This window comes from Streptomyces sp. NBC_00045 (assembly GCF_045041095.1).
Classification (GTDB): domain Bacteria; phylum Actinomycetota; class Actinomycetes; order Streptomycetales; family Streptomycetaceae; genus Streptomyces.
The window spans coordinates 6,601,394-6,622,401 of sequence record NZ_CP108271.1; the positions used below are offsets into that span (position 1 = coordinate 6,601,394).

A 21,008-nucleotide genomic window follows, 5' to 3' on the forward strand; every position below is an offset into this window, starting at 1 on the left:
CCGGGGGAGGGCGAGGGCATGGCAGCCGAAGGGCCGCGCACGAGGGAGCAGCGCCGCGAGGACGCGTTGAGCCGGTTCGAGAACGACATCGACGTCTGGGTGGCCACGGCGGACGCCGACGGGGCGCCCTGCCTCGTACCCCTGTCCTTCCGGTGGGACGGCGAGACGTTCCTGATGTCGACGGGGCGCAACCTGCCCACTGGCCGCAACCTCGCCTCGGGCGGCCGGGTACGGCTGGCCTTCGGCTCGACCCGCGACGTGGTCCTCGTGGAGGGCGCCGTGACCCGGCTGGAGGCGGCGGAGCTCGCGCCGGGCGAGGTCGAGGCCTTCGCGGCCCAATCCGGCTTCGACCCGAGCGGCCTCAAGACGCCCTACCCGTACTTCCGGGTCGCGCCGGTGTGGATCCAAGCCTGGCGCGAGGTCAACGAGATCGAGGGCCGCGACCTGATGAAGGACGGCCGCTGGCTGGTCTGAGGGCCGCCAGCGCGAGGTCCGGGCCCGGCGCTACGCCCCGAAGCCGCCGTCCACCGCGAACTCGGCGCCCGTCACGTAGGCGGCGTCCGGGCCGGCGAGGAAGGACACCAGGGCCGCCACCTCCTGCGCGGTGCCGAAGCGCCCGAGGGCCGTCAGCGCGCTCTGCGGGGCGGCGCCGGGGCCGTCCGCCGGGTTCATGTCGGTGTCCACCGGGCCGGGGTGCACGAGGTTCGCGGTGATCCCGCGCTCGCCGAGCTCCCGGGCCAGCGCCTTGGACATGCCGGTCAGGGCGGCCTTGCTCATCGCGTACAGCACGCCGCCCGGGCCCGGGACCCGCTGGACCATGCAGCTGCCGATGGTGACGATCCGTCCGCCGGAGCCCATCCGCGCCGCCGCGGCCTGCGCGGTCAGGAACGCGCCGCGCACGTTGACCGCCAGCACCCGGTCCACGTCGGGCAGGGCCAGGGCGTCCAGCGGCCCCAGTACGCCGACGCCCGCGTTGTTGACGAGCGCGTCGATCCGCCCCAGACCCCGTACGGTCTCCTCCACCGCGGCGACCGCCTGTGCGGGGTCGCCCACGTCGGCCCGGACCGCCAGGGCGCGGCGGCCGAGCGCCTCGATCCGGGCCGCGACCCCGGCGGCGGCGTCCGCGGCGTCGACGTAGGTGAGGGCGACGTCGAGGCCGTCCTGCGCCAGCCGCAGGGCGGTGGCCGCCCCGATCCCCCGGCTGCCGCCGGTCACCAGTGCCACCGTGCCGCTGCTGTTCATCGTCTTCTCCCTGCTCTCGTCCGATATTTCGTTGCGGGTTCAATGAAACGGGCGGGGAGGGGCGGGCGCTGGCGGGAATCGGACCTCGCGTTCGTGCGCGCCGCCCCGATGAGGTCCGGGGCGCCCGGGAGTCTGAACACGTGCAGCAGGAACCGGACGCAAGGAGCGCAGAGCGATGGGCAAGCTGACCCTCACCACCTTCGTGACCCTCGACGGCGTCATGCAGGCCCCCGGCGGGCCGGACGAGGACCCCGGCGGCGGGTTCGAGTACGGCGGCTGGCTGGTGCCGTTCGACGACGAGGGCATGGAGGCGTTCATGACCGAGGTGTTCGACCGGGCCGGGGCCTTCCTGCTCGGGCGCCGCACGTACGAGATCTTCGCCGGCTACTGGCCGAAGGTGACCGACCCGACGAACCCGATCGCGAGCCGGCTCAACGGGCTGCCGAAGTACGTCGCCTCGACCACGCTCAAGGAACCGGCCTGGGACGGGACCACGGTCATCGACGGCGAACACCTCCAGGGCGAGATCATGCAGGTCAAGGACGCGCTGGAGGGGAGCCGGGAACTCCAGGTGCACGGCAGTGGAGCGCTGGCCCAGTGGTTGCTGGTGCGGGACCTCGTGGACGAGCTGAACCTGCTGGTGTTCCCCGTCTTCCTGGGCGCCGGGCGCCGGCTGTTCCCCACGGGCGGGCTGCCGACGGCCTACGAGCTGGCCGCCTCGCGCACGACGCCGAACGGCACGGCCATCCTCACCTACCGCCCCACGGGCCGGGCCACCTTCGGCACCTTCGCCTGAGCCGCGGCCGTCCGTCGGGCCCCGGGAGGGCGGCCCCGGCGGACGGTGACGCCGGGTGACGCCGGGTGGCGCCGGGTGGCGCCGGGTGCGGGACGCCGGGCCACTGCGACGCCGGACGACTGCGGCGCCGGGCGGGGTGAAACCGCTCGACCGCCATGATCGGCTCCGGTACGGTGAGCCGCGCCCGTGGGAGCCGCCGAAGTCTCCACCGCTTCACGCCGTTGGAGAGTCCCTGGTGAGCTCGTCCGCCCTCCTCGCACGCACCGCCGCGCCCCGCCGGGCCTGGCTCGCGGATCTGCCCGTCCTGGCCGTCGCCGTCGTCTGGGGCGGCAGCTACCTCGCCGCCAAGGGCATCACGACCGCCCACACCGTGATCGCCGTGCTCGTCCTGCGCTTCGCGCTCGTGCTGCCCGTCCTGGTCGTCGCCGGACGGCAGCGGTTGCGGGCGCTCACCGCCCGGCAGCTGCGCGGTGCGGGCCTGCTCGGCCTCGTACTCGGGGGGATCTTCCTGCTGGAGACCTACGGGGTCGTCCACACCTCCGCCACCAACGCCGGGCTGATCATCAGCCTGACCATGATCTTCACCCCGCTCGCCGAGGCCGCCGTACGGCGCGAGGCCCCCTCGGGCGCCTTCCTCGCAGCGGCCGCGGCTTCCGTCGCCGGTGTCGTCCTGCTCACCCAGGGCGCCGGGATCACCGTCCCCGGCACCGGCGACCTGCTCATCCTCGGTGCGGCCCTCGCCCGGACCCTGCACGTCCTGCTGATGGCCCGGAGCAAGGCCGTCCAGGGAGCCGATCCGCTGTCGCTGACGACCGTTCAGCTCGGCGGCGCCGTCCTCGTCTTCGCCGCACTGGCCGCCCTGCCCGGCACCGGTGACAGCCCCTGGGCGGCGGCCGCCGCCTTCGGGCCCGCCGAGTGGGCGGGACTCGCCTTCCTCTCCGTCTTCTGCACGCTCTTCGCCTTCTTCGTGCAGATGTGGGCCGTACGCCGCTCCTCGCCCTCGCGCGTCAGCCTGCTGCTGGGCACCGAGCCGCTGTGGGCGGCGGCCGCCGGCACCGTCATCGGCGGCGAACACCTGGGCGCGGCCGGCCTCGCGGGAGCCGCACTCGTCCTCGGCGGCACCGCCTGGGGCCGCCGCGCCGTGACCGGATGACCGGGGTGGGTGTCCGACAGGTGTCCGGGAGACGCTGACGAGTGACCGAAAATCGCCGGGTCCCGTACTGAGCGGTCACATTAGTGTGACCGCATGCCACAACCGGACATCAGCGCGAACGACGCGGACTTCCACACGGACCCCTACGCGTACTACGCCCGGCTGCGTGCGACGGGCCCGGTGCACCAGGTCGAGGTCGCGGCAGCCGAGTACGCACCCGCCTTCCTGGTCGTCGGCTACGACGAGGCCCGCCAGGCCCTCAGCCACCCCGGTCTGGCGAAGGACTGGAGCAGCGGCGCGGTCCTGCCGGGCATCACGGTCACCGAAGCCAACAGCAACATGCTGGAGGCCGACCCGCCGCACCACACCCGGCTCCGCCGCCTGGTCGCCCGCGAGTTCACCACCCGCCGCGTGCAGGCCATGCGTCCCCGCGTCCAGCAGATCACCGACGAACTGCTCGACGCGATGGCCGCCCGCCCGCAGCGCACCGCCGACCTGGTCAAGGCCCTCGCGTTCCCGCTCCCGATGACCGTCATCGGCGAACTGCTCGGCGTCCCCGACCTGGACCGCGAGCGCTTCAGCTACTGGTCCAAGGAGGTCCTCGCCCCCACCTCCGTCGCCCCGAGCACCACCGCGCACCAGAAGCTCGGCGAGTACCTCACCGAACTCGTCGCGGCCAAGGCGAAGGACCCGGGGGAGGACCTGCTCAGCGCCCTCATCCGGACCCGGGACGAGGACGGCGACGCGTTGTCCCCCGAAGAACTCATCGGCATGGCCTTCCTGCTGCTGATCGCCGGCCACGAGACCACCGTCAACCTCATCTCCAACGGCACGCGCGCCCTGCTGGCCCACCCGGACCAACTGGCCGCCCTGCGCGCCGACCACGACGGACTGCTCGACGGCGCGATCGAGGAGATGCTGCGCTACGACGGGCCGGTGCAGAACTCCACCTACCGCTACGCCCGCGAGGACATGGAGATAGGCGGCACCGCCATCCCGGCCGGCGCCACCGTCCTCGTGTCGCTGGCCGGCGCCGACCGCGACCCCGAACGCTACGGGGACCCCGACACCTTCGACATCCGGCGCGCCCCGCAGGGCCACCTCGCCTTCGGGCACGGGCTGCACTTCTGCATCGGCGCCCCGCTCGCCCGGATGGAGGGCCGCATCGCGATCCGCGGCCTGCTGGAGCGCTTCCCGGACCTGGCCGAGGACCCGGCCGCCGGGCCGCCGGACCACATCGGGGGCAGTCTGATCCGGGGCGTGACCCGGCTGCCGGTGCGCTGGTAGCCGCCGCCCATGCCCGACTCCGTACCGCCCCCGGCGTCGCCCCCGCCGCCCCCGCTCCCGGCGTCGCGGGAGGCCTCACAGGTCCGGCAGCTCCGCCATGCGGACCGGGCGCTGCTCGCGCCGCGACACCTCGCACGCCTCCGCGATCCGCAGCGCGGCCAGTGCCTCCCGGCCGTCGCACGGGTTGGGGCCCTCGCCGCGCACCAGCCGGACGAAGGCCGCCAGCTCCGCCTCGTACGCGGGACCGAACCGCTCCAGGAACCCCGCCCACGGCTTGCTCGCCGGGGGCGGGCCGTGCGGTTCGGTCGAGGCGATCGGCGTCCGGTCGTCCAGCCCGGAGGAGACCTGGTCGAGCTCCCCGGCCAGCTCCATCCGCACGTCGTACCCGGCGCCGTTGCACCGGGTGCCCGTACAGGTGGCCAGGGTCCCGTCGTCCAGGGTGAGGACGGCGACGGCGGTGTCCACGTCGCCGACCTGCCGGAACACCGCCGGACCCGCGTCGGAGCCGGTCGCGTACACCTGCGTCACCTCGTGCCCGGTCACCCAGCGGACCATGTCGAAGTCGTGCACCAGGCAGTCCCGGTACAGGCCCCCGGAGGTCGCCAGGTACGCGGCGGTCGGCGGCGCCGGATCGGCGGTCATCGTCCGTACGGTGTGCAGCCGGCCCAGGGCTCCGGCGCGCACCAGCTCCCGGGCGGTGCGGCAGCCCGCGTCGAAGCGGCGCATGAAGCCCAGCTGGAGCACTCCGTCCGCGGCGGTCACCTCGCGCAGTACGGCCAGCGTCCGGGCGAGGTCGGTGGCCAGCGGTTTCTCGCAGAACACCGGCAGCCCGCCGCGTACCGCCCGCAGGACCAGCCCCGCGTGCCCGTCGGTGGCGCAGGCCACGACGACGGCGTCCACGCCCCACGTGAAGACCTGCTCCACGGACGGTGCGGCGGTCGCCCCCAGTCGGTCGGCGACCCGCGCCGCCCGCGCGGGATCGGCGTCGGCGAGCAGCAGCGAGCCGGCGTCCGGTTGGCGGGCCAGTGCCGCCGCGTGGAAGGAGCCGATCCGGCCCGTTCCGATCACCCCGATGCGCATGCAATCAACCTGAACCTGCACGGGGGCGCTGTCAATCTGCCCGGAGGGACCGTCGATGGCACAGTTGGGCCGGATGGCCTCGAAGCCCCCGATGACCGCACATGGTCCACTGTGGCGGATACTGAGCGGCTGGAACCGTAATGACCGCTTTGGTAGGGGCGGGCCGCGGCACGGACCGGAGTGCAGACCGCGGCAGGGACCGCAGAAGACACTGCAGAAGACACCGCACGAGGGAAGGGCACGCAGACGTGGCTAGGGTTCGGACAGGGGTGCGCGTCGTGGGCGCCGTGCTCGCGGCGGTACTGGGAGCCTCCCTCGTGGGCTGCAGCAGTACGGGCGGCAAGCGCGCCGAGGAGCGGGCCAAGGCCGCCCAGGCGGGCCGGCCCGCCGTGTCCACCCCGCGCTGGACCTTCGCGATGGTCACCCACGCGGGAGACGGCGACACCTTCTGGGACATCGTCCAGAAGGGCGCCAAGGAGGCCGCGGCGAAGGACAACATCAACTTCGTCTACGCCCACGACGACCAGGCGCAGCAGCAGGCCCAGTTCGTGCAGAACGCCATCGACCAGAAGGTCGACGGGATCGTGGTGAGCCTGGCCAAGCCCGAGGCGCTCAAGGACGTCATCGGCAAGGCGGTCAAGGCCGGCATCCCGGTGATCACGGTCAACTCCGGATCCGCGCAGTCCGCGGAGTACGGCGCCCTCACCCACATCGGCCAGGACGAGCAGATCGCCGGCGAGGCGGTCGGCAGCGAGCTGACCAAGCGGGGGAAGAAGAAGGCCGTCTGCGTCCTGCACGAGCAGGGCAACGTCGGCCACGAGCAGCGCTGCGCCGGGGCGAAGAAGACGTTCGGCGGGACCATGGAGAACCTGTACGTCGAGGGCACCAACATGCCCTCCGTCCAGGCGGCCATCCAGGCGAAGCTCCAGGCCGACCCCTCCGTCGACGCGATCGTCACGCTCGGCGCCCCCTTCGCCCCGACGGCGGTCAAGGCGAAGGACGCCGCGGGCAGCAAGGCGGAGGTCGACACCTTCGACCTCAACGAGTCCGTCGCCCGCGACCTGAAGTCCGGCGCCCTCGGCTTCGCCGTCGACCAGCAGCCCTACCTCCAGGGCTACGAAGCCATCGACCTGCTCTGGCTGTACCGCTACAACGCGGACGTGCTCGGCGGCGGCCGCCCGGTGCTCACCGGCCCGCAGATCGTGACCGCCGACGAGGCGGCCAAGCTGGAGGAGTTCATCAAGCGGGGCAGCCGATGAGCACGGCAGGCGCCGTCGACGAGCGGCTCGCCCCCACCTCCTTGGTCCGCAGGCTGCTCGGCCGCCCCGAGCTGGGCGCGGTCGTCGGCGCGGCCGCCGTCTTCGTCTTCTTCTCCTTCGCCGCGCCGAGCTTCCTGCAGGCGTCCAGCCTGAGCACGATCCTGTACTCGGCCTCCACCATCGGGATCATGGCCTGCCCGGTGGCCCTGCTGATGATCGGCGGCGAGTTCGACCTCTCCGCCGGAGTCATGGTCACCACGTCTGCGCTGGTCAGCTCGATGTTCAGCTATCAGATGACCGCCAACGTGTGGGTGGGCGTCGGGGTGTCCCTGCTGGTCACCCTGGCCATCGGGTTCTTCAACGGGCTCATGCTGACCCGTACCCGGCTGCCCAGCTTCATCATCACGCTCGGCACGTTCCTGATGCTGACGGGTCTGAACCTCGGCTTCACCAAGCTGATCAGCGGCTCCGTGTCGACCAAGACGATCGCCGACATGGAGGGCTTCTCCTCCGCCCGTGCGCTCTTCGCCTCGCAGTGGAACATCGGCTCGGTCACCCTCAAGGTCACCATCCTGTGGTGGCTGGCGCTGGTCGCCGTCGCCACCTGGATCCTGCTGCGCACCCGCGCGGGGAACTGGATCTTCGCGGTCGGCGGCGGGGCGGACGCGGCCCGCGCGACGGGCGTCCCGGTCGTCAAGACCCGGATCGGCCTCTACATGGGCGTGGCCCTGTGCGCCTGGATCTCCGGGCAGCACATCCTCTTCTCGTTCGACGTCGTCCAGTCGGGCGAGGGCGTCGGCAACGAGTTCCTCTACATCATCGCGGCCGTCATCGGCGGCTGCCTGATGACCGGCGGCTACGGCTCCGCCATCGGCTCGGCCGTGGGCGCCTTCATCTTCGGCATGACCAGCAACGGCATCGTCTACGCCCAGTGGAACCCGGACTGGTTCAAGTTCTTCCTCGGCGCGATGCTCCTGCTCGCGACGCTGCTCAACGCATGGGTCCGCAAGCGGGCGGAGGCGAAGTGACCGTGAGCGCAGTGACCAAGGGCGAGGGCCCGGCCCTCGTGAAGCTGACCGACGTCAGCAAGTTCTACGGCAACATCCGCGCCCTCCAGGGGGTCTCCCTGGAGGTCCACTCCGGCGAGATCACCTGTGTCCTCGGTGACAACGGCGCGGGCAAGTCCACCCTCATCAAGATCATTGCGGGGCTGCACCGGCACGACGCCGGCAGCTTCGAGATCGAGGGGGAGGAGACCGCGCTCGCCAACCCGCGCGCCGCCCTCGACCACGGCATCGCCACCGTCTACCAGGACCTGGCGGTCGTCCCGCTCATGCCCGTCTGGCGGAACTTCTTCCTCGGCTCCGAGCCGACCAAGGGCCGCGGCCCGTTGCGCCGCCTCGACGTCGACTTCATGCGGGAGACCACCCGCGCCGAGCTGCTGCGCATGGGCATCGACCTGCGCGACGTCGACCAGCCGATCGGGACCCTGTCCGGCGGCGAGCGGCAGTGCGTGGCCATCGCCCGCGCCGTTTACTTCGGCGCGAAGGTCCTCGTCCTGGACGAGCCGACCGCCGCCCTCGGCGTGAAGCAGTCCGGCGTGGTCCTGAAGTACGTCGCCGCGGCCCGTGACGCAGGTCTCGGCGTGGTCCTGATCACCCACAACCCGCACCACGCCTACCTGGTCGGGGACCGGTTCGTGCTGCTCAAGCGCGGCACCATGGCCGGTGGCCACACCCGCGACTCGATCACCCTGGACGAGCTCACCCGGCAGATGGCGGGAGGCTCCGAGCTGGACGAGCTGAGCCACGAACTGGAGCGGGTGGCAGAATCAGGACCGGACCACCCGGCCGGAGCAGCCGATTCGGCATCCGGCACCACCACACCCTGAGGGACGACACGACTCGATGAGCACGTACCGGGACTTCACGCTCTCCCACCGGGGGTCGGCGCGAGGCACCGTCCTGCGGACCATCGGGACCCGTGAGCGCCGGTCGCACCTGACCGCCCCGCGCGTCCCGACCGTCGGCATCGACATCGGCGGCACCAAGGTGATGGCCGGTGTCGTCGACGCCGACGGGGTGATCCTGGAGAAGATCCGCACCGAGACCCCCGACAAGTCCAAGAGCCCCAAGGTCGTCGAGGACACCATCGTCGAGCTGGTGCTCGACCTGTCCGACCGGCACGACGTCCACGCCGTGGGCATCGGTGCGGCCGGCTGGGTCGACGCCGACCGCTCGCGCGTCCTGTTCGCACCCCACCTGGCCTGGCGCGACGAGCCGCTGCGCGACGCGCTCCAGTCCCGGCTCGCGGTCCCGGTCATGGTGGACAACGACGCCAACACCGCAGCCTGGGCCGAATGGCGTTTCGGCGCCGGGCGCGGCGAGGACCACCTCGTCATGATCACGCTCGGCACCGGCATCGGCGGCGCCATCCTCGAAGGCGGGCAGGTCAAGCGCGGCCGCTTCGGGGTCGCCGGCGAGTTCGGCCACATGCAGGTCGTGCCCGGCGGGCACCGCTGCCCGTGCGGCAACCGCGGCTGCTGGGAGCAGTACAGCTCCGGCAACGCCCTGGTCCGCGAGGCCCGCGAGCTGGCCGCCGCGGACTCCCCGGTCGCGTACAACATCATCGCCAAGGTCGGCGGCAACGTCTCCGAGATCACCGGGCCGCTCATCACCGAGCTGGCCCGCGACGGCGACGCGATGTGCATCGAGCTCCTCCAGGACATCGGCCAGTGGCTCGGCGTCGGCATCGCCAACCTCGCCGCCGCCCTCGACCCGTCCTGCTTCGTCATCGGCGGCGGCGTCAGCGCCGCCGACGACCTGCTGATCGGCCCCGCCCGGGACGCCTTCCGGCGCCACCTCACCGGCCGCGGCTACCGGCCCGAGGCCCGGATCGCCAAGGCCCAGCTCGGCCCCGAGGCGGGCATGGTCGGCGCCGCCGACCTGGCCCGGCTCGTCGCCCGCCGCTTCCGCCGTGCCACGCGCCGGCGGGTGGAGCGCTACGAGCGCTACGCGCAGTGGGGCCTGATCGATTCCCCGGCCACGGCGGAGCGCAAGGCGGCCGAGGCTGCGGAGCTCAAGGCTGCGGAGCTCAAAGCCGCCGAGCTCAAAGCCGCCGAGGCCGCCGATCCCGGGCCCGCGGACCTCCCCGACGGAGGCGCGCAGTGACACCGCCCTCCCTGCCCCACCAGGCACCGGCCCCCGACGAGGGGGGCACTCCCGGCAGCCCCCTCCCGGTGGAGGACCGCAAGCACGTCGTCCGGCGCCGCTGGATCACCGCGATCATCATCCTGCTGCTGGTCGGCGTGCCCGCGGGCTACCTCGCCGTGTCCGCCCAGCAGAGCCGCGAGAGCGGGCGCGACAAGGCGGCCAAGGTCGGCGCGACCAAGGTGCGCCCGGGCTGGCCCTCCAAGGTGCAGCGCAGCATCTACGAGGTGCCGATCCCGCCGAAGGCCTGGCGGGTCGGATTCCTGGAGACCAACAACTGGCGCACCAGCCGGCTGTACGTGCAGTTCGCGGTCACCCCCGCCGACCTGGACGCCTTCCTCGCCGAGGTCGGTACCAGCCGGGCCGGGCTGACCCGCGAGGTCTCGATCGGGGCGCACGACGCCGCGGTCGCGGGCTGGAGCTGGGGCCCGAACAACGCCTGGTACGGCACCACCCTGGAGCAGCCCGGCCCGCGCCCCACCCGGGACGTCACGGTCGACCTCACGGACCCGGCGAAGCCCCGGGTCTACGTGGTGTCCACGGCGACCCCGTAGCGGAACCCTCCGCCGCGCCTCCGCCCGCCGCTAGCCTGGGATCATGAAGCTCACCAAGCGGCTGCACTCCTGTGTCCAACTGGAGAAGGACGGGCGCGTGCTCGTCATCGACCCGGGCGCCTTCAGCGAGCCCGACGCGGGGCTCGGGGCGGACGCCCTGCTCGTCACGCACGAGCACCCCGACCACTTCGACGAGGGCCGGCTGCGCGCCGCCCTCGACGCGAATCCGGCGGCCGCGCTGTGGACGCTGCGCAGCGTCGCGGAGCGGCTGGCCCCGGCCTACCCGGGCCGGGTGCACACCGTCGGCCACGGGGACGCCTTCAGCGCCGCCGGGTTCGAGGTCCAGGTGCACGGCGAGCTGCACGCCGAGATCCACCCGGACATCCCGCGGGTCACCAATGTCGGCTACCTCGTGGAGGGTTCGCTCTTCCACCCCGGTGACGCGCTGACCGTGCCCGAGGTGCCCGTGGACACCCTGATGCTCCCGGTGCACGCGCCCTGGAACAAGGTCGCCGAGGTGATCGACTACCTGCGCGAGGTCAAGCCGCGCAGGGCCATCGACATCCACGACGCCTACCTCTCGGACATCGCCCGGCCCGTCTACGACCACACCCTGGCCGCCCTGGGCGGCACCGACCACGGCCGGCTCGCCGCCGGGGACACGGCCGAACTGTGACTGTCGGTGCCGGGCGGTAGGTTGGTCGACATGCGTATCGCCACGTTCAACGTCAACTCGATCACCGCCCGGCTGCCCCGCCTGCTGGCCTGGCTGGAGAGCTCCGCCGCCGATGTCGTGTGCATCCAGGAGACCAAGTGCTCCGCGGAGCAGTTCCCGCACGCCGAGCTGCGCGAGCTGGGATACGAGTCGGCCGTCAACGCCACCGGCAGGTGGAACGGGGTGGCCCTGATCTCGAAGGTCGGCCTGGAGGACGTGGTGCTGGGCCTGCCCGGCGGCCCCGACTACGAGGGCGTCCAGGAGCCCCGGGCGATCTCCGCCACCTGCGGCGGGGTGCGCCTGTGGTCGGTGTACGTGCCGAACGGCCGCGAGGTCGAGCACGACCACTACGGCTACAAGCTGGAGTGGTTCCGCTCGCTGACCACCGCCGTCGCAGAAGAGGCTGCCGGCCCGCGCCCGTTCGCCGTGCTCGGCGACTTCAACGTGGCCCCCACCGACGAGGACGTGTACGACCCGGCGGTCTTCGAGGGTCTGACCCACGTGACCCCCGCCGAGCGCGCCGCGCTGGAGGCACTGCGTGCCGCGGGGCTCGCCGACGTGCTGCCGCGCCCGCTCAAGTACGACCGCCCGTACACGTACTGGGACTACCGTCAGCTCGCCTTCCCCAAGAACCGCGGCATGCGCATCGACCTGGTGTACGGGAACGAGCCCTTCACCAAGGCCGTCACCGACGCCTACGTCGACCGCGAGGAGCGCAAGGGCAAGGGCGCTTCGGACCACGCCCCGGTGGTCGTCGACCTGGCGCTGGACGCCTAGGGGGTCCGCGGACGGATCCCGCGCGCCCTGTGGCCAGCGCGGGATCCTGGTGCCAGGCTGGTCGGTATGAACATCCCCTTCCTGGACAACTGGCTGAACCGGCACGAAACGGAACGGGGTGCGGGGCTCGCCGCGGCCCTCGCGGACGACCCCGAGAACGTCAACGAGTTGTTCTCGGAATGCGAGATGCTGCGCGTCCACGCGCGGGCGGCCGGGCTGGAACTCGACGGGAGTCCGGCCTCGTTGGAGGCGCTCGACCAGCTGATGCCCCGCTGGCGCCGGGACCCCGAGGTGGTGCCCTGGCTCGGCAACGACGCGGGTTTCTACCTCGGCACGGTGATCATCCGGACCAGGCTGGGCGCCGCCTGGCAGGTGTGGCCCAACGGCCAGCCGGTGATCCGCCTGGCCTCGGGCCGTGAGCTGAACGTGGTGGAGTCGGGGGTGTCCTGGGCCATGACGGGTTCCCCCGAGCTCTCCCAGGCCTACGCCGAAGCCTCCGAGGGCTGACCTCCCACTGCCCCGATTGATCTTTATGTCGCCTTTAGGCGTGTCGAGCGGAAGTGCCCTTCCGTCGCTGGATAGTTTGCGCTGACCTCGACACTCCGACAGGTGGGCAGGGCAGGCATGGCCGTCGATCCCTTGATCGAGCTGCGGAACGTCAACAAGCACTACGGGGCGTTGCACGTCCTCCAGGACATTGACCTCACCGTCGGCCGCGGGGAGGTGGTCGTGATCATCGGTCCGTCCGGTTCGGGGAAATCGACGCTGTGCCGGGCCATCAACCGCCTGGAGACCATCGAGTTGGGCACGATCCGGCTCGACGGCAAGCCGCTGCCCGACGAGGGCAAGGAGCTGGCCGCGCTCCGCGCCGACGTGGGGATGGTCTTCCAGTCCTTCAACCTCTTCGCGCACAAGACCGTCCTCGCCAACGTCTCGCTCGCCCAGATCAAGGTCAGGAAGCGCAAGAAGGACGAGGCCGACAAGCGCTCCCGGGAGCTGCTCGCCCGCGTCGGACTCGCCGACCAGGCCCCGAAGTACCCCGCCCAGCTCTCCGGCGGCCAGCAGCAGCGCGTGGCGATCGCCCGCGCCCTCGCCATGAACCCCAAGGCGCTGCTGTTCGACGAGCCCACCTCCGCCCTCGACCCGGAGATGATCAACGAGGTGCTGGAGGTCATGCGGCAGCTCGCCGCCGAGGGCATGACCATGGTCGTCGTCACCCACGAGATGGGCTTCGCCCGGTCCGCCGCCAACCGCGTCGTGTTCATGGCCGACGGCAGGATCGTCGAGGACCGGGCCCCGGAGGCCTTCTTCACGGCCCCGGAGAGCGAGCGGGCCAGGGACTTCCTCTCCAAGATCCTCAAGCACTGAGGGGCGGGGCCGATGAAGCGAACACGCGGCGCGCTGCTGCGCACCCGCCTCCTGCTCGTCGCCGCACTGCTGGCGGCCCTCGCCGGTTGCGGCAAGGAAGGCAGCCCTCCCGTCAAGGGCCCGCAGCCCGAGGACCTGCCCGTGTACAAGGTCGCGACGGGCTTCCAGCTGCCGCAGTCGCCCACCTGGGAGAAGGCCAAGAAGCGCGGCCACCTGGTGATCGGAGCCAAGGAGGACCAGCCGTACATGGGGGAGAAGGACCCCGCGAGCGGCCGATACTCAGGTTTCGACGTCGAGATCGCCAAGATGATGTCGGCCTCGCTCGGCTTCGACCCCAAGACGATCGAGTTCAAGACGATCGCCTCGGCCAACCGGGAGACCGCCCTGCAGAACGGTCAGATCGACTACTACGTGGGCACCTACACGATCAACGACAACCGCAAGAAGCAGGTCGGCTTCGCCGGCCCGTACTTCATGGCCGGCCAGTCCCTGCTCGTCCGCAAGGACGAGCAGGACATCAAGGGCCCCGAGGACCTCGCCGGCAAGAGGGTCTGCTCCGCCGCCGGCTCCACCCCGTACCAGCGGCTGCAGAAGGACTACCCCCGGGCGGTCCTGGTCGCGTACGACACGTACTCGGTCTGCGTGGACAACCTGTTGACCTACCAGGTGGACGCCGTCTCCACCGACGACTCGATCCTCCTCGGCTACGCGGCCAAGGTTCCCGACGAGCTCAAGGTGGTCGGCAAGCCCTTCTCGCAGGAGCCCTACGGCATCGGTGTCCCGCGCGGTGACAACGCCCTGCGCTTCGCCCTCGACGACGCCCTGGCGGAGCACGAGGAGAACGGCGACTGGAAGAAGGCGTACGAGGCCACGCTCGGCCTCTCCGGCGTGCCCGCCCCGAAACCGCCCGCCATCGACCGCTACCCGGCGAGCTGAGGGAGAGCCCACCACCATGGACGTACTCACGGAGAACTTCGCTCTCTACGGGAAGGGCTTCCTCGGGACGGTCGAGCTCACGGTCTACGCCTCGCTCCTCGCCCTGGTCCTCGGCTTCGTGATGGCCTCCTTCCGCGTCGCGCCCGTCGGCTCCTTCCGGGTCTTCGGCACGGTCTGGGTGACCGTGCTGCGCAACACCCCGCTCACGCTGCTGTTCTTCGCGGTGCTGCTGGGCCTGCCGCGCTTCGGGCTGGTCCTGCCCTTCCAGGTGTTCGCGATCCTCGCGCTGGGCTGCTACACCTCCGCCTTCATCTGCGAGGTCCTGCGCTCGGGCATCAACACCATCCCCAAGGGCCAGGGCGAGGCCGCCCGCAGCCTGGGCATGACCTTCACCCAAACCCTCGGCGGGGTGGTCCTTCCGCAAGCCTTCCGCAGCGTCATCCCGCCCATCGGTTCCACGTTGATCGCCCTCGCCAAGAACTCGGCGATCGCCGGCGCGTTCAGCGTCAACGAGCTGCTGGGCACCTACAAGACCCTCAGCGAGCTGGGCTACAGCATCGTGTGGACCTTCGTCTGGATCGCCGTCGGCTACCTGATCATCACCTTGTCCATCAGTGCGCTCTTCAACGTGCTGGAGAAGCGCTGGGGGATCACCCGATGACCGCGCACGCGCTCCACGGGGAGCTGGAGTCCACCGCCCTCTACGACGTGCCCGGCCCGCGGGCCCGGCGCCGGCACTTCCTCTACGGGATCATCTCCACGGTGGTGATCCTCGGCCTGCTCGCCTGGATCCTCTACCTCCTGTTCGACACCGCGCAGTTCACCGCCGCCAAGTGGGGCCCCTTCACCTACAAGGGCATCCAGGAACTGCTGCTCAGGGGGCTGGGCAACACCCTCAAGGCCTTCCTGTACGCCTCGGTGTTCTCCGTAGTCCTCGGCGCGGTGCTCGCGGCCGGGCGGCTCTCCGTACACCGGCCGCTGCGCTGGGCGGCCACGCTGTGCGTGGAGTTCTTCCGGGCCATGCCCGTGCTGGTGATGATCTTCTTCATCTTCGTCGCGCTGAAGGTCCAGCCGCTGCCGGCGCTGGTGGCGGGGCTGACCCTGTACAACGGCTCGGTGCTCGCCGAGGTCTTCCGTACGGGCATCAACTCGGTCGACAGGGGCCAGCGCGAGGCGGCGTACGCGCTGGGCATGCGCAAGACCCAGGTGATGACGTTCGTGCTCGCCCCGCAGGCGGTCCGCGCGATGCTGCCGACGATCATCAGCCAGCTGGTGGTGGCGCTGAAGGACACCTCGCTCGGCTACCTGATCACGTACGAGGAGTTCCTGCACGCGGGCAAGCTGATCGCCTCGAACCTCGACTACGACCTGCCGTTCATCCCCGTCGTGATGATCATCTCTCCGATCTACATCGGCATGTGCATGCTGCTCTCCTGGTTCGCCGGCTGGGTGGCGCGGTTCGAGCGGCGCAGCGTGAAGACCGAGGCGGTCGACCTGCCCGCGCCGCAACCCGGAACGGTGCTGCCGGGCGGTTCACGGTAGCTCCGAAGAGCCGCCCCGTCCGGCAGCAGCCGCAGATCACTGCTCGCGCAGAGGTACCGAGACGTACGAGGGATCGGTGCGCGGCGAGCAGAAGGTCAGCTGTGCGCCGGTGGGGTCGTGCTCGATGTCGAGGGGGTCGACGGTGTCGATGACGAGGTGGGCCCTGCCCCGCGGCTCCTCGTGGAAGGTGTACGGGGCGTTGCTGGCGAGCTTGTCGATGCCGAGCGGGCCGACGTCGTACGGGTACGCGCGTACGGGTGGGGCGGGAAGCCGGCGTCGCCCCAGACGTTGCCCAGCTCGATCGTCTGCGGTTCCCGGTCCGGCCGGGAGCCGAGGAAGTGGCCGAGGACCTGCCTCAGTTCGGGGCCGGGACGGCCGGCCGGGTAGCCGGCGCCGCCGAGCGCGGCGGCGGCCCGGAGGTGCTCGGTGCGGCCCGAGCAGATCGACTCGATGGGGTCGGCCCAGCCGCTGAGCGCGCCCACGGCCCTGGTGCGCGGGTCGTGCGCGGAGGCCAGCGGGCTGATGCCGGCGCCGTACGAGAGCCCGCCCGGGTCGATGTGGTCCGCCTCGACGGGGGCGTGGGCCGGGCCCCGGTCGATGACGGCGGACGCATCGGTTGAGGGTGATCCCGCCGGAGCCGGGGGTGCCGTGGAAACCAGCTCCGACGGGGCGCCGGTCGGGGGCGGGGTGGTGGGTTACGGGCGTCGCCCGGTCGGGGGCCGGGTCCAGGGCGGTTGCCGCCGGTACGGCCGCGGATCAGCCGTTCTGCGGCGTGGCGTTGCCCGCGGCGGCCAGGGCGCTCTTGGCCTTCCACTCGTCCCAGGACAGGTTCCACTCGCCGTAGCCGTTGCCGATCTCGGCCTTGCCCTTGGAGCCGTCCCCGGTGACCTCGACCAGGTCGCCGACCTGGGCCATGGCGAAGAGCGCCTTCGCGTCGGAGTCGCTCATCCCCACGCAGCCGGAACTGGCATTGGCGCGGCCGAAGTTGCCGTTGTTCCACGGCGCGGCATGGATGTACATGCCCGACCAGGTCACCCGCATCGAGTAGTCGACCATCTTGTCGTAGGAGTCGCCCAGGCCCACCGTCTGGGAGTCCATCCGGATGGTGCCTTCCTTGGTCATCAGCACCATCTTCCCGGACCAAGAGGCCTTCTGGCCGCCGGGCGTGCCCGCCGAGATCGGGATGGTCTTCACCGCCTGGCCGTCCTCGGTCACGGTCATCTTGTGGGTGTCCAGGTCGACCTGGAGCCGGCGGTCCTTGCCGATCTTGAACGCGGTGTCGTAGTCCTTGACGAACATCCCGCCGCCCTGGCCCGAGTCCACCCCGTTGAGGTTCATCTCGACCTTGACCTCGGTGCCGGACTTCCAGTACTCCTTCGGCCGCCAGTCCACCCGGTCGTTGCCGGTGTAGTCCTTGAACCAGCCCCAGGATCCCTCGGTGTTGTTCGAGGTGGTGACCTTCAGGTGCTTCTCGACCTCGGCCTTGTTCTTCACCGGGTTGTCGAAGACGATCGAGACCGGCTGGGCGATGCCCACCACCGGGTTGGCCTTGCCCGGGTTGATCGTGACCTTGTTCACCTTGTCCGCGGCGACGGTCTTGAACTGGGCGTTCGCGCTCTGGCTGTCGGTGTTCTGTGCCTCGACCTTGTAGTCGGTGCCCGGCGAGGCGTTGCGCTCGGAGGTCCACGACTTGCCGTCGTCGGCTATCTTCCCGGGCAGTTCGTTGCCCTTGCCGTCGGACACCTTCACCAGGGCCAGCTTGCCCTCGGCGAGGGTCACCTTCACCGGCTCGCCGGGCTTGGCCTGATCGCCCGTGAGGTTCACGGACATGGCCATGTCCGGCTTCTTCTTCATCTCCGCCTTGCCGGAGTCGTTCCCGCCGCCGCTTCCGCCCCCGCAGGCGGTCAGCGCGGCGGCCATGAGTGCGGTCCCGGCCAGCATGGCGTGGCGACTGCGTGCGATACGGCGTGTGCGGCTCAACGAAACCCCTCCAAGTAATGATCGTTCGCAAAAGGAGATGCGAACGGCACGACTGTAGGTTGCGCAATCCGCCGAAAATATCTGACTTTCGGTTGTGACGTGGACCGCAGCAAAACGGTCATCGTCCGGTCATAATCGCCGCGCACGGCGGTCACGGACGCCTGTGAGAGTCCTGTGCGTCCTGCTTCCCGGACGTACAGGAAGGCCGATCCGCCATGTGCGCACTGCTCGTGACCCCCGCCCAGCGAAACCAGTCCCCCGAGCGGGAGCTGAGTGTGCGTTCGCTGTCCGTTCCGGAATACCACGCCTTCCTTTCACGAAACCGGAATGCAAGCTTTCTCCAGTACCCGTCCTGGGCCGAGGTAAAGGACCTCTGGCGCTCGGAGCGGGTCGGATGGCACTACCCCGACGGGGAGATAACCGGTGCAGGGCTGGTGCTCTACCGCCAATTCCCCGGCACCCGGAAATACTTCGCCTACCTCCCCGAGGGTCCCGTCGCCGACTGGTCCGACCCCCACATCGACCGCTGGCTGGATCCCCTCAAGCGCCACCTGCGCGCGGCCGGCGCGTTCGCCGTCCGGATCGGGCCCACGCCCGCCTACCGGCGCTGGGACGCCGCCGCCGTCAAGTCCGGCACCGGCCCCGGCCGACAGGTGTCCGACGTGCTCGCCACCGAGGTCGACCCGGTCGGCGCGGCCCTCGCCGACCGGCTGCGCACCCGCGGCTGGACCCGCTGCGGCGGCGAGGACGACGGCGACGCCCAGCCGCGCCACGTCTTCCGCGTGCCGCTCGCGGGCCGCTCCGTCGACGAGCTGTGGTCCGGCCTCAACCAGGAGTGGCGGCGCAACGTGCGCAAGGCCGAGAAGTCCGGCGTGGAGACGATCCTCGGCACCGCCGCCGACCTTCCCGAGTTCTACCGGCTGCTGCGCATCACCGAGGAGCGCGACGGCTTCCGTCTGGGCCGCGCGCTCTCCTATTACCAGCAGCAGTACGAGGCCCTCAACGCCGAGTCGCCCGGCCGGATGCGCCTGTACCTGGGCATCCACCAGGGCGAGATCCTCGCCGCGCACACCATGATCGTGGCAGGGAGCCGCGTCTGGTACCAGACCGGCGCCTCCGCCGACCACCGCCGCGAGGTCCGCCCCAGCAACGCCCTGCAGTGGCGCATGATGCGGGACGCACACATCCTCGGGGCGGACGAGTACGACATGCGCGGGGTACCCTCCACTCTCGACCCCGACGAACGATCTTTCGGGCTGCTGCGCTGGAAGCTCGGCACCGGCGGGCAGGTCGTCGAAACGCTCGGCGAGTGGGAGACCCCGATGGACGGCTACACCAACACGGCGCTGTACAAGGCCTTCCAGGCCTACATGGCCCGCCGGTGACCACCACCGACACCAAAGAGGCCCCCGGCCCGTCCGTCGGGGGCGCGACCCGCCCGGCACCGGCGAAGACCTCGGTGCTGCGCAGCGGTGCGCTCATGGCGGCCGGCTCGATCGTCTCCCGCGCCACCGGCTTCGTCCGCTCCGCCGTCGTCGTCGCCGCACTGGGCACCGGGCTGCTCGGCGACGGCTACGCCGTCGCCAACACCGTCCCGAACATCCTGTACATGCTGCTCATCGGGGGCGCGCTCAACGCCGTCTTCGTCCCCGAACTGGTCCGGGCCGCCAAGGAACACCAGGACGGCGGGGCCGCCTACACCGACCGGCTGCTGACCGCCTGCACCGCGGCGCTCGTCGTACTGACCGCCGTCGCCGTGCTGGCCGCACCGCTGATCGTGTCCGCGTACACGCCCTACACCGGCAGCCAGGCGAGCACCACCGTAGCCCTGGCCCGGTACTGCCTCCCACAGATCCTCTTCTACGGGCTGTTCACCCTGCTCGGCCAGGTCCTGAACGCCCGTGGCCGGTTCGGCGCGATGATGTGGACCCCCGTCCTCAACAACTTCGTGATCATCGGCGTCTTCGGGCTCTTCCTCTACCTCTCCCAGGGCGGTCAAGGAGGTGCGCAGGGCCTGACGGCCGACGAGACCCGGCTGCTGGGCCTCGGCACCACCGCCGGCATCGTCATCCAGGCCCTCGCACTGCTCCCCTCGCTGCGCTCCGCCCGCTTCCGCTGGCGCCCCCGCTTCGACTGGCGCGGCCAGGGCCTCGCCCGCCCGCTGCGCAATGCGGGCTGGCTGGTCATGCTCGTCCTCACCAACCAGATCGCCTACTGGGTCGTCACCCGGCTCTCCACCGCCACCGGACGGCACGCCGTGGAGGCCGGCCTCGCGGGAGGCGCCGGCTACACCGCCTACAGCAACGCCTACCAGCTGTGGATCGTCCCGCAGGGCATCATCACCGTCTCCCTCGTGACCGCCCTGATGCCCCGGATGAGCTCCGCGGCGGCCGAGGGCGACCTCGCCGCCGTCCGCCGCGACGTCTCGTACGCGCTGCGCTCCAGCGCCGCCCTCGTCGTCCCCGCCGCCGTGCTGTTCGCCACGCTCGCCCCCTGGGTCATGGGCAGCGTCTTCGGGTACGGGCGCACCGGCGCCGCCGACATCGAGGTCATGGCGGGCATGCTCACGGCCTTCGCACCCGGCCTGATCGCCTTCTCCGGCCAGTACGTCCTCTCGCGCGCCTTCTACGCCCTCTCCGACACCCGCACCCCGTTCTTCCTGAACCTGGTCATCGCAGGCTTGTGGGCCGCGCTGTCGGCCGCCGCCTACTTCCTGCTGCCGGCGCGCTGGGCGGTCACCGGCATGGCGGGCGCCTACTCCGTCGCCCTGTTCGCCGGCCTCGCCGTGACTGCGCACACCCTCGCCCGCCGGCTCGGCCCGCGCACGGGAACCCGTACCGAGCGGCGCACCACCGCGGTCCGCACCCACCTGCGGCTGCTGATCGCCTGCCTGCCCGGCGCCGCCGCCGGGTACGCGGCCGCCCTGGCCGCTGACGGCCTCGGCGACTTCGCCGCGATCGGCGCGGGAACCGCGGCGCTCGCGCTCGTCGTCGTCGTCCTCGCCAGGCCGCTGGGCCTGACGGAGATCACCGACCTGCTGGACCCACTGCGCCGGAAACTCGGCCGTCGGCAGGAGCAGAAGAGTTCGAGTCACCTTGGATAATGAACGG

Annotated in this window: 20 protein-coding genes and 2 pseudogenes; 18 read left to right on the forward strand and 4 right to left on the reverse strand. The window is 71.3% G+C overall.

Going from position 1 to position 21,008, the window contains the following annotated elements; all coding sequences use genetic code 11:
- The first annotated feature begins 18 nt into the window (after window positions 1–18).
- Entirely contained in the window at window positions 19–474 is a 456-nt protein-coding gene (locus tag OHA65_RS30610) for a pyridoxamine 5'-phosphate oxidase family protein (protein ID WP_327279369.1), read from the forward strand.
- A gap of 30 nt (window positions 475–504) precedes the next feature.
- On the opposite strand, the gene OHA65_RS30615 is transcribed toward OHA65_RS30610, so the two are convergent.
- A complete protein-coding gene (locus OHA65_RS30615) occupies window positions 505–1,242 on the reverse strand; it encodes an SDR family oxidoreductase (protein WP_327279370.1) in 738 nt (245 codons plus the stop codon).
- A 175-nt stretch (window positions 1,243–1,417) separates the two neighbouring features.
- Here OHA65_RS30615 and OHA65_RS30620 point away from each other — a divergent pair, with 175 nt between their 5' ends.
- The 3 genes from OHA65_RS30620 to OHA65_RS30630 all read left to right on the forward strand — a co-directional run bounded on the left by OHA65_RS30620 (window position 1,418) and on the right by OHA65_RS30630 (window position 4,478).
- The gene (locus OHA65_RS30620) at window positions 1,418–2,038 is read left to right on the forward strand and encodes a dihydrofolate reductase family protein (protein ID WP_327279371.1); all 621 of its coding nucleotides are present in this window, start codon (window positions 1,418–1,420) and stop codon (window positions 2,036–2,038) included.
- Between the two features lie 235 nt (window positions 2,039–2,273).
- A complete protein-coding gene (locus OHA65_RS30625) occupies window positions 2,274–3,191 on the forward strand; it encodes a DMT family transporter (RefSeq protein ID WP_327279372.1) in 918 nt (305 codons plus the stop codon).
- A 93-nt stretch (window positions 3,192–3,284) separates the two neighbouring features.
- The gene (locus OHA65_RS30630) at window positions 3,285–4,478 is read left to right on the forward strand and encodes a cytochrome P450 (protein WP_327279373.1); all 1,194 of its coding nucleotides are present in this window, start codon (window positions 3,285–3,287) and stop codon (window positions 4,476–4,478) included.
- Between the two features lie 75 nt (window positions 4,479–4,553).
- Here the strand turns inward: OHA65_RS30630 and OHA65_RS30635 are convergent, their stop codons facing one another.
- Entirely contained in the window at window positions 4,554–5,558 is a 1,005-nt protein-coding gene (locus tag OHA65_RS30635; RefSeq protein ID WP_327279374.1) for a Gfo/Idh/MocA family oxidoreductase, read from the reverse strand.
- Window positions 5,559–5,836: 278 nt separating this feature from the next.
- Between OHA65_RS30635 and OHA65_RS30640 the strand changes: the two genes are divergently transcribed.
- The 12 genes and pseudogenes from OHA65_RS30640 to OHA65_RS30695 all read left to right on the forward strand — a co-directional run bounded on the left by OHA65_RS30640 (window position 5,837) and on the right by OHA65_RS30695 (window position 15,918).
- Window positions 5,837–6,817: a sugar ABC transporter substrate-binding protein gene (locus tag OHA65_RS30640; RefSeq protein WP_327279375.1), complete on the forward strand. Its 981-nt coding sequence runs from the start codon at window positions 5,837–5,839 to the stop codon at window positions 6,815–6,817.
- The gene (locus OHA65_RS30645) at window positions 6,814–7,845 is read left to right on the forward strand and encodes an ABC transporter permease (protein ID WP_328764233.1); all 1,032 of its coding nucleotides are present in this window, start codon (window positions 6,814–6,816) and stop codon (window positions 7,843–7,845) included. Before OHA65_RS30640 ends, OHA65_RS30645 begins: the two co-directional genes overlap by 4 nt.
- Window positions 7,815–8,708 (forward strand): ATP-binding cassette domain-containing protein, encoded by an 894-nt coding sequence (locus tag OHA65_RS30650; RefSeq protein ID WP_405762856.1) that lies wholly within the window; start codon window positions 7,815–7,817, stop codon window positions 8,706–8,708. Before OHA65_RS30645 ends, OHA65_RS30650 begins: the two co-directional genes overlap by 31 nt.
- A 16-nt stretch (window positions 8,709–8,724) precedes the next feature.
- Window positions 8,725–9,840, forward strand: a pseudogene (locus OHA65_RS30655) (ROK family glucokinase); the annotation flags it as partial.
- A 143-nt stretch (window positions 9,841–9,983) separates the two neighbouring features.
- The gene (locus OHA65_RS30660; RefSeq protein ID WP_327279377.1) at window positions 9,984–10,580 is read left to right on the forward strand and encodes a hypothetical protein; all 597 of its coding nucleotides are present in this window, start codon (window positions 9,984–9,986) and stop codon (window positions 10,578–10,580) included.
- A gap of 43 nt (window positions 10,581–10,623) precedes the next feature.
- Window positions 10,624–11,256 carry an MBL fold metallo-hydrolase gene (locus OHA65_RS30665; protein ID WP_405762859.1) on the forward strand — a complete coding sequence of 211 codons (633 nt, stop codon included), beginning with the start codon at window positions 10,624–10,626 and terminating at the stop codon, window positions 11,254–11,256.
- Between the two features lie 30 nt (window positions 11,257–11,286).
- Window positions 11,287–12,072: an exodeoxyribonuclease III gene (locus OHA65_RS30670; protein WP_327279379.1), complete on the forward strand. Its 786-nt coding sequence runs from the start codon at window positions 11,287–11,289 to the stop codon at window positions 12,070–12,072.
- Between the two features lie 66 nt (window positions 12,073–12,138).
- Entirely contained in the window at window positions 12,139–12,579 is a 441-nt protein-coding gene (locus tag OHA65_RS30675; protein WP_327279380.1) for a DUF6278 family protein, read from the forward strand.
- A 117-nt stretch (window positions 12,580–12,696) separates the two neighbouring features.
- Window positions 12,697–13,440, forward strand: a complete 744-nt coding sequence (locus tag OHA65_RS30680) for an amino acid ABC transporter ATP-binding protein (protein ID WP_405762861.1) — start codon at window positions 12,697–12,699, stop codon at window positions 13,438–13,440.
- A 12-nt stretch (window positions 13,441–13,452) separates the two neighbouring features.
- Window positions 13,453–14,376 carry a glutamate ABC transporter substrate-binding protein gene (locus tag OHA65_RS30685; protein WP_327279382.1) on the forward strand — a complete coding sequence of 308 codons (924 nt, stop codon included), beginning with the start codon at window positions 13,453–13,455 and terminating at the stop codon, window positions 14,374–14,376.
- 16 nt (window positions 14,377–14,392) lie between these two features.
- Window positions 14,393–15,037 (forward strand): amino acid ABC transporter permease, encoded by a 645-nt coding sequence (locus OHA65_RS30690; protein WP_327279383.1) that lies wholly within the window; start codon window positions 14,393–14,395, stop codon window positions 15,035–15,037.
- Window positions 15,034–15,918, forward strand: a complete 885-nt coding sequence (locus OHA65_RS30695; RefSeq protein ID WP_328764235.1) for an amino acid ABC transporter permease — start codon at window positions 15,034–15,036, stop codon at window positions 15,916–15,918. The genes OHA65_RS30690 and OHA65_RS30695 overlap by 4 nt, the downstream gene beginning before the upstream one ends.
- 36 nt (window positions 15,919–15,954) lie before the next feature.
- On the opposite strand, the pseudogene OHA65_RS30700 reads toward OHA65_RS30695, so the two are convergent.
- Window positions 15,955–16,550: pseudogene (locus OHA65_RS30700) on the reverse strand (hypothetical protein); the annotation flags it as partial.
- 124 nt (window positions 16,551–16,674) lie between these two features.
- Window positions 16,675–17,898, reverse strand: coding sequence for an Ig-like domain-containing protein (locus OHA65_RS30705; protein ID WP_371645311.1), 1,224 nt, complete (start codon window positions 17,896–17,898; stop codon window positions 16,675–16,677).
- Window positions 17,899–18,113: 215 nt separating this feature from the next.
- Here OHA65_RS30705 and OHA65_RS30710 point away from each other — a divergent pair, with 215 nt between their 5' ends.
- Together OHA65_RS30710 and murJ are read left to right on the forward strand one after the other, a co-directional pair.
- Window positions 18,114–19,283, forward strand: a complete 1,170-nt coding sequence (locus OHA65_RS30710; protein ID WP_327279385.1) for a peptidoglycan bridge formation glycyltransferase FemA/FemB family protein — start codon at window positions 18,114–18,116, stop codon at window positions 19,281–19,283.
- A complete protein-coding gene (gene murJ, locus OHA65_RS30715) occupies window positions 19,280–21,001 on the forward strand; it encodes a murein biosynthesis integral membrane protein MurJ (RefSeq protein WP_371645313.1) in 1,722 nt (573 codons plus the stop codon). The genes OHA65_RS30710 and murJ overlap by 4 nt, the downstream gene beginning before the upstream one ends.
- The last annotated feature ends 7 nt before the right edge of the window (window positions 21,002–21,008 follow it).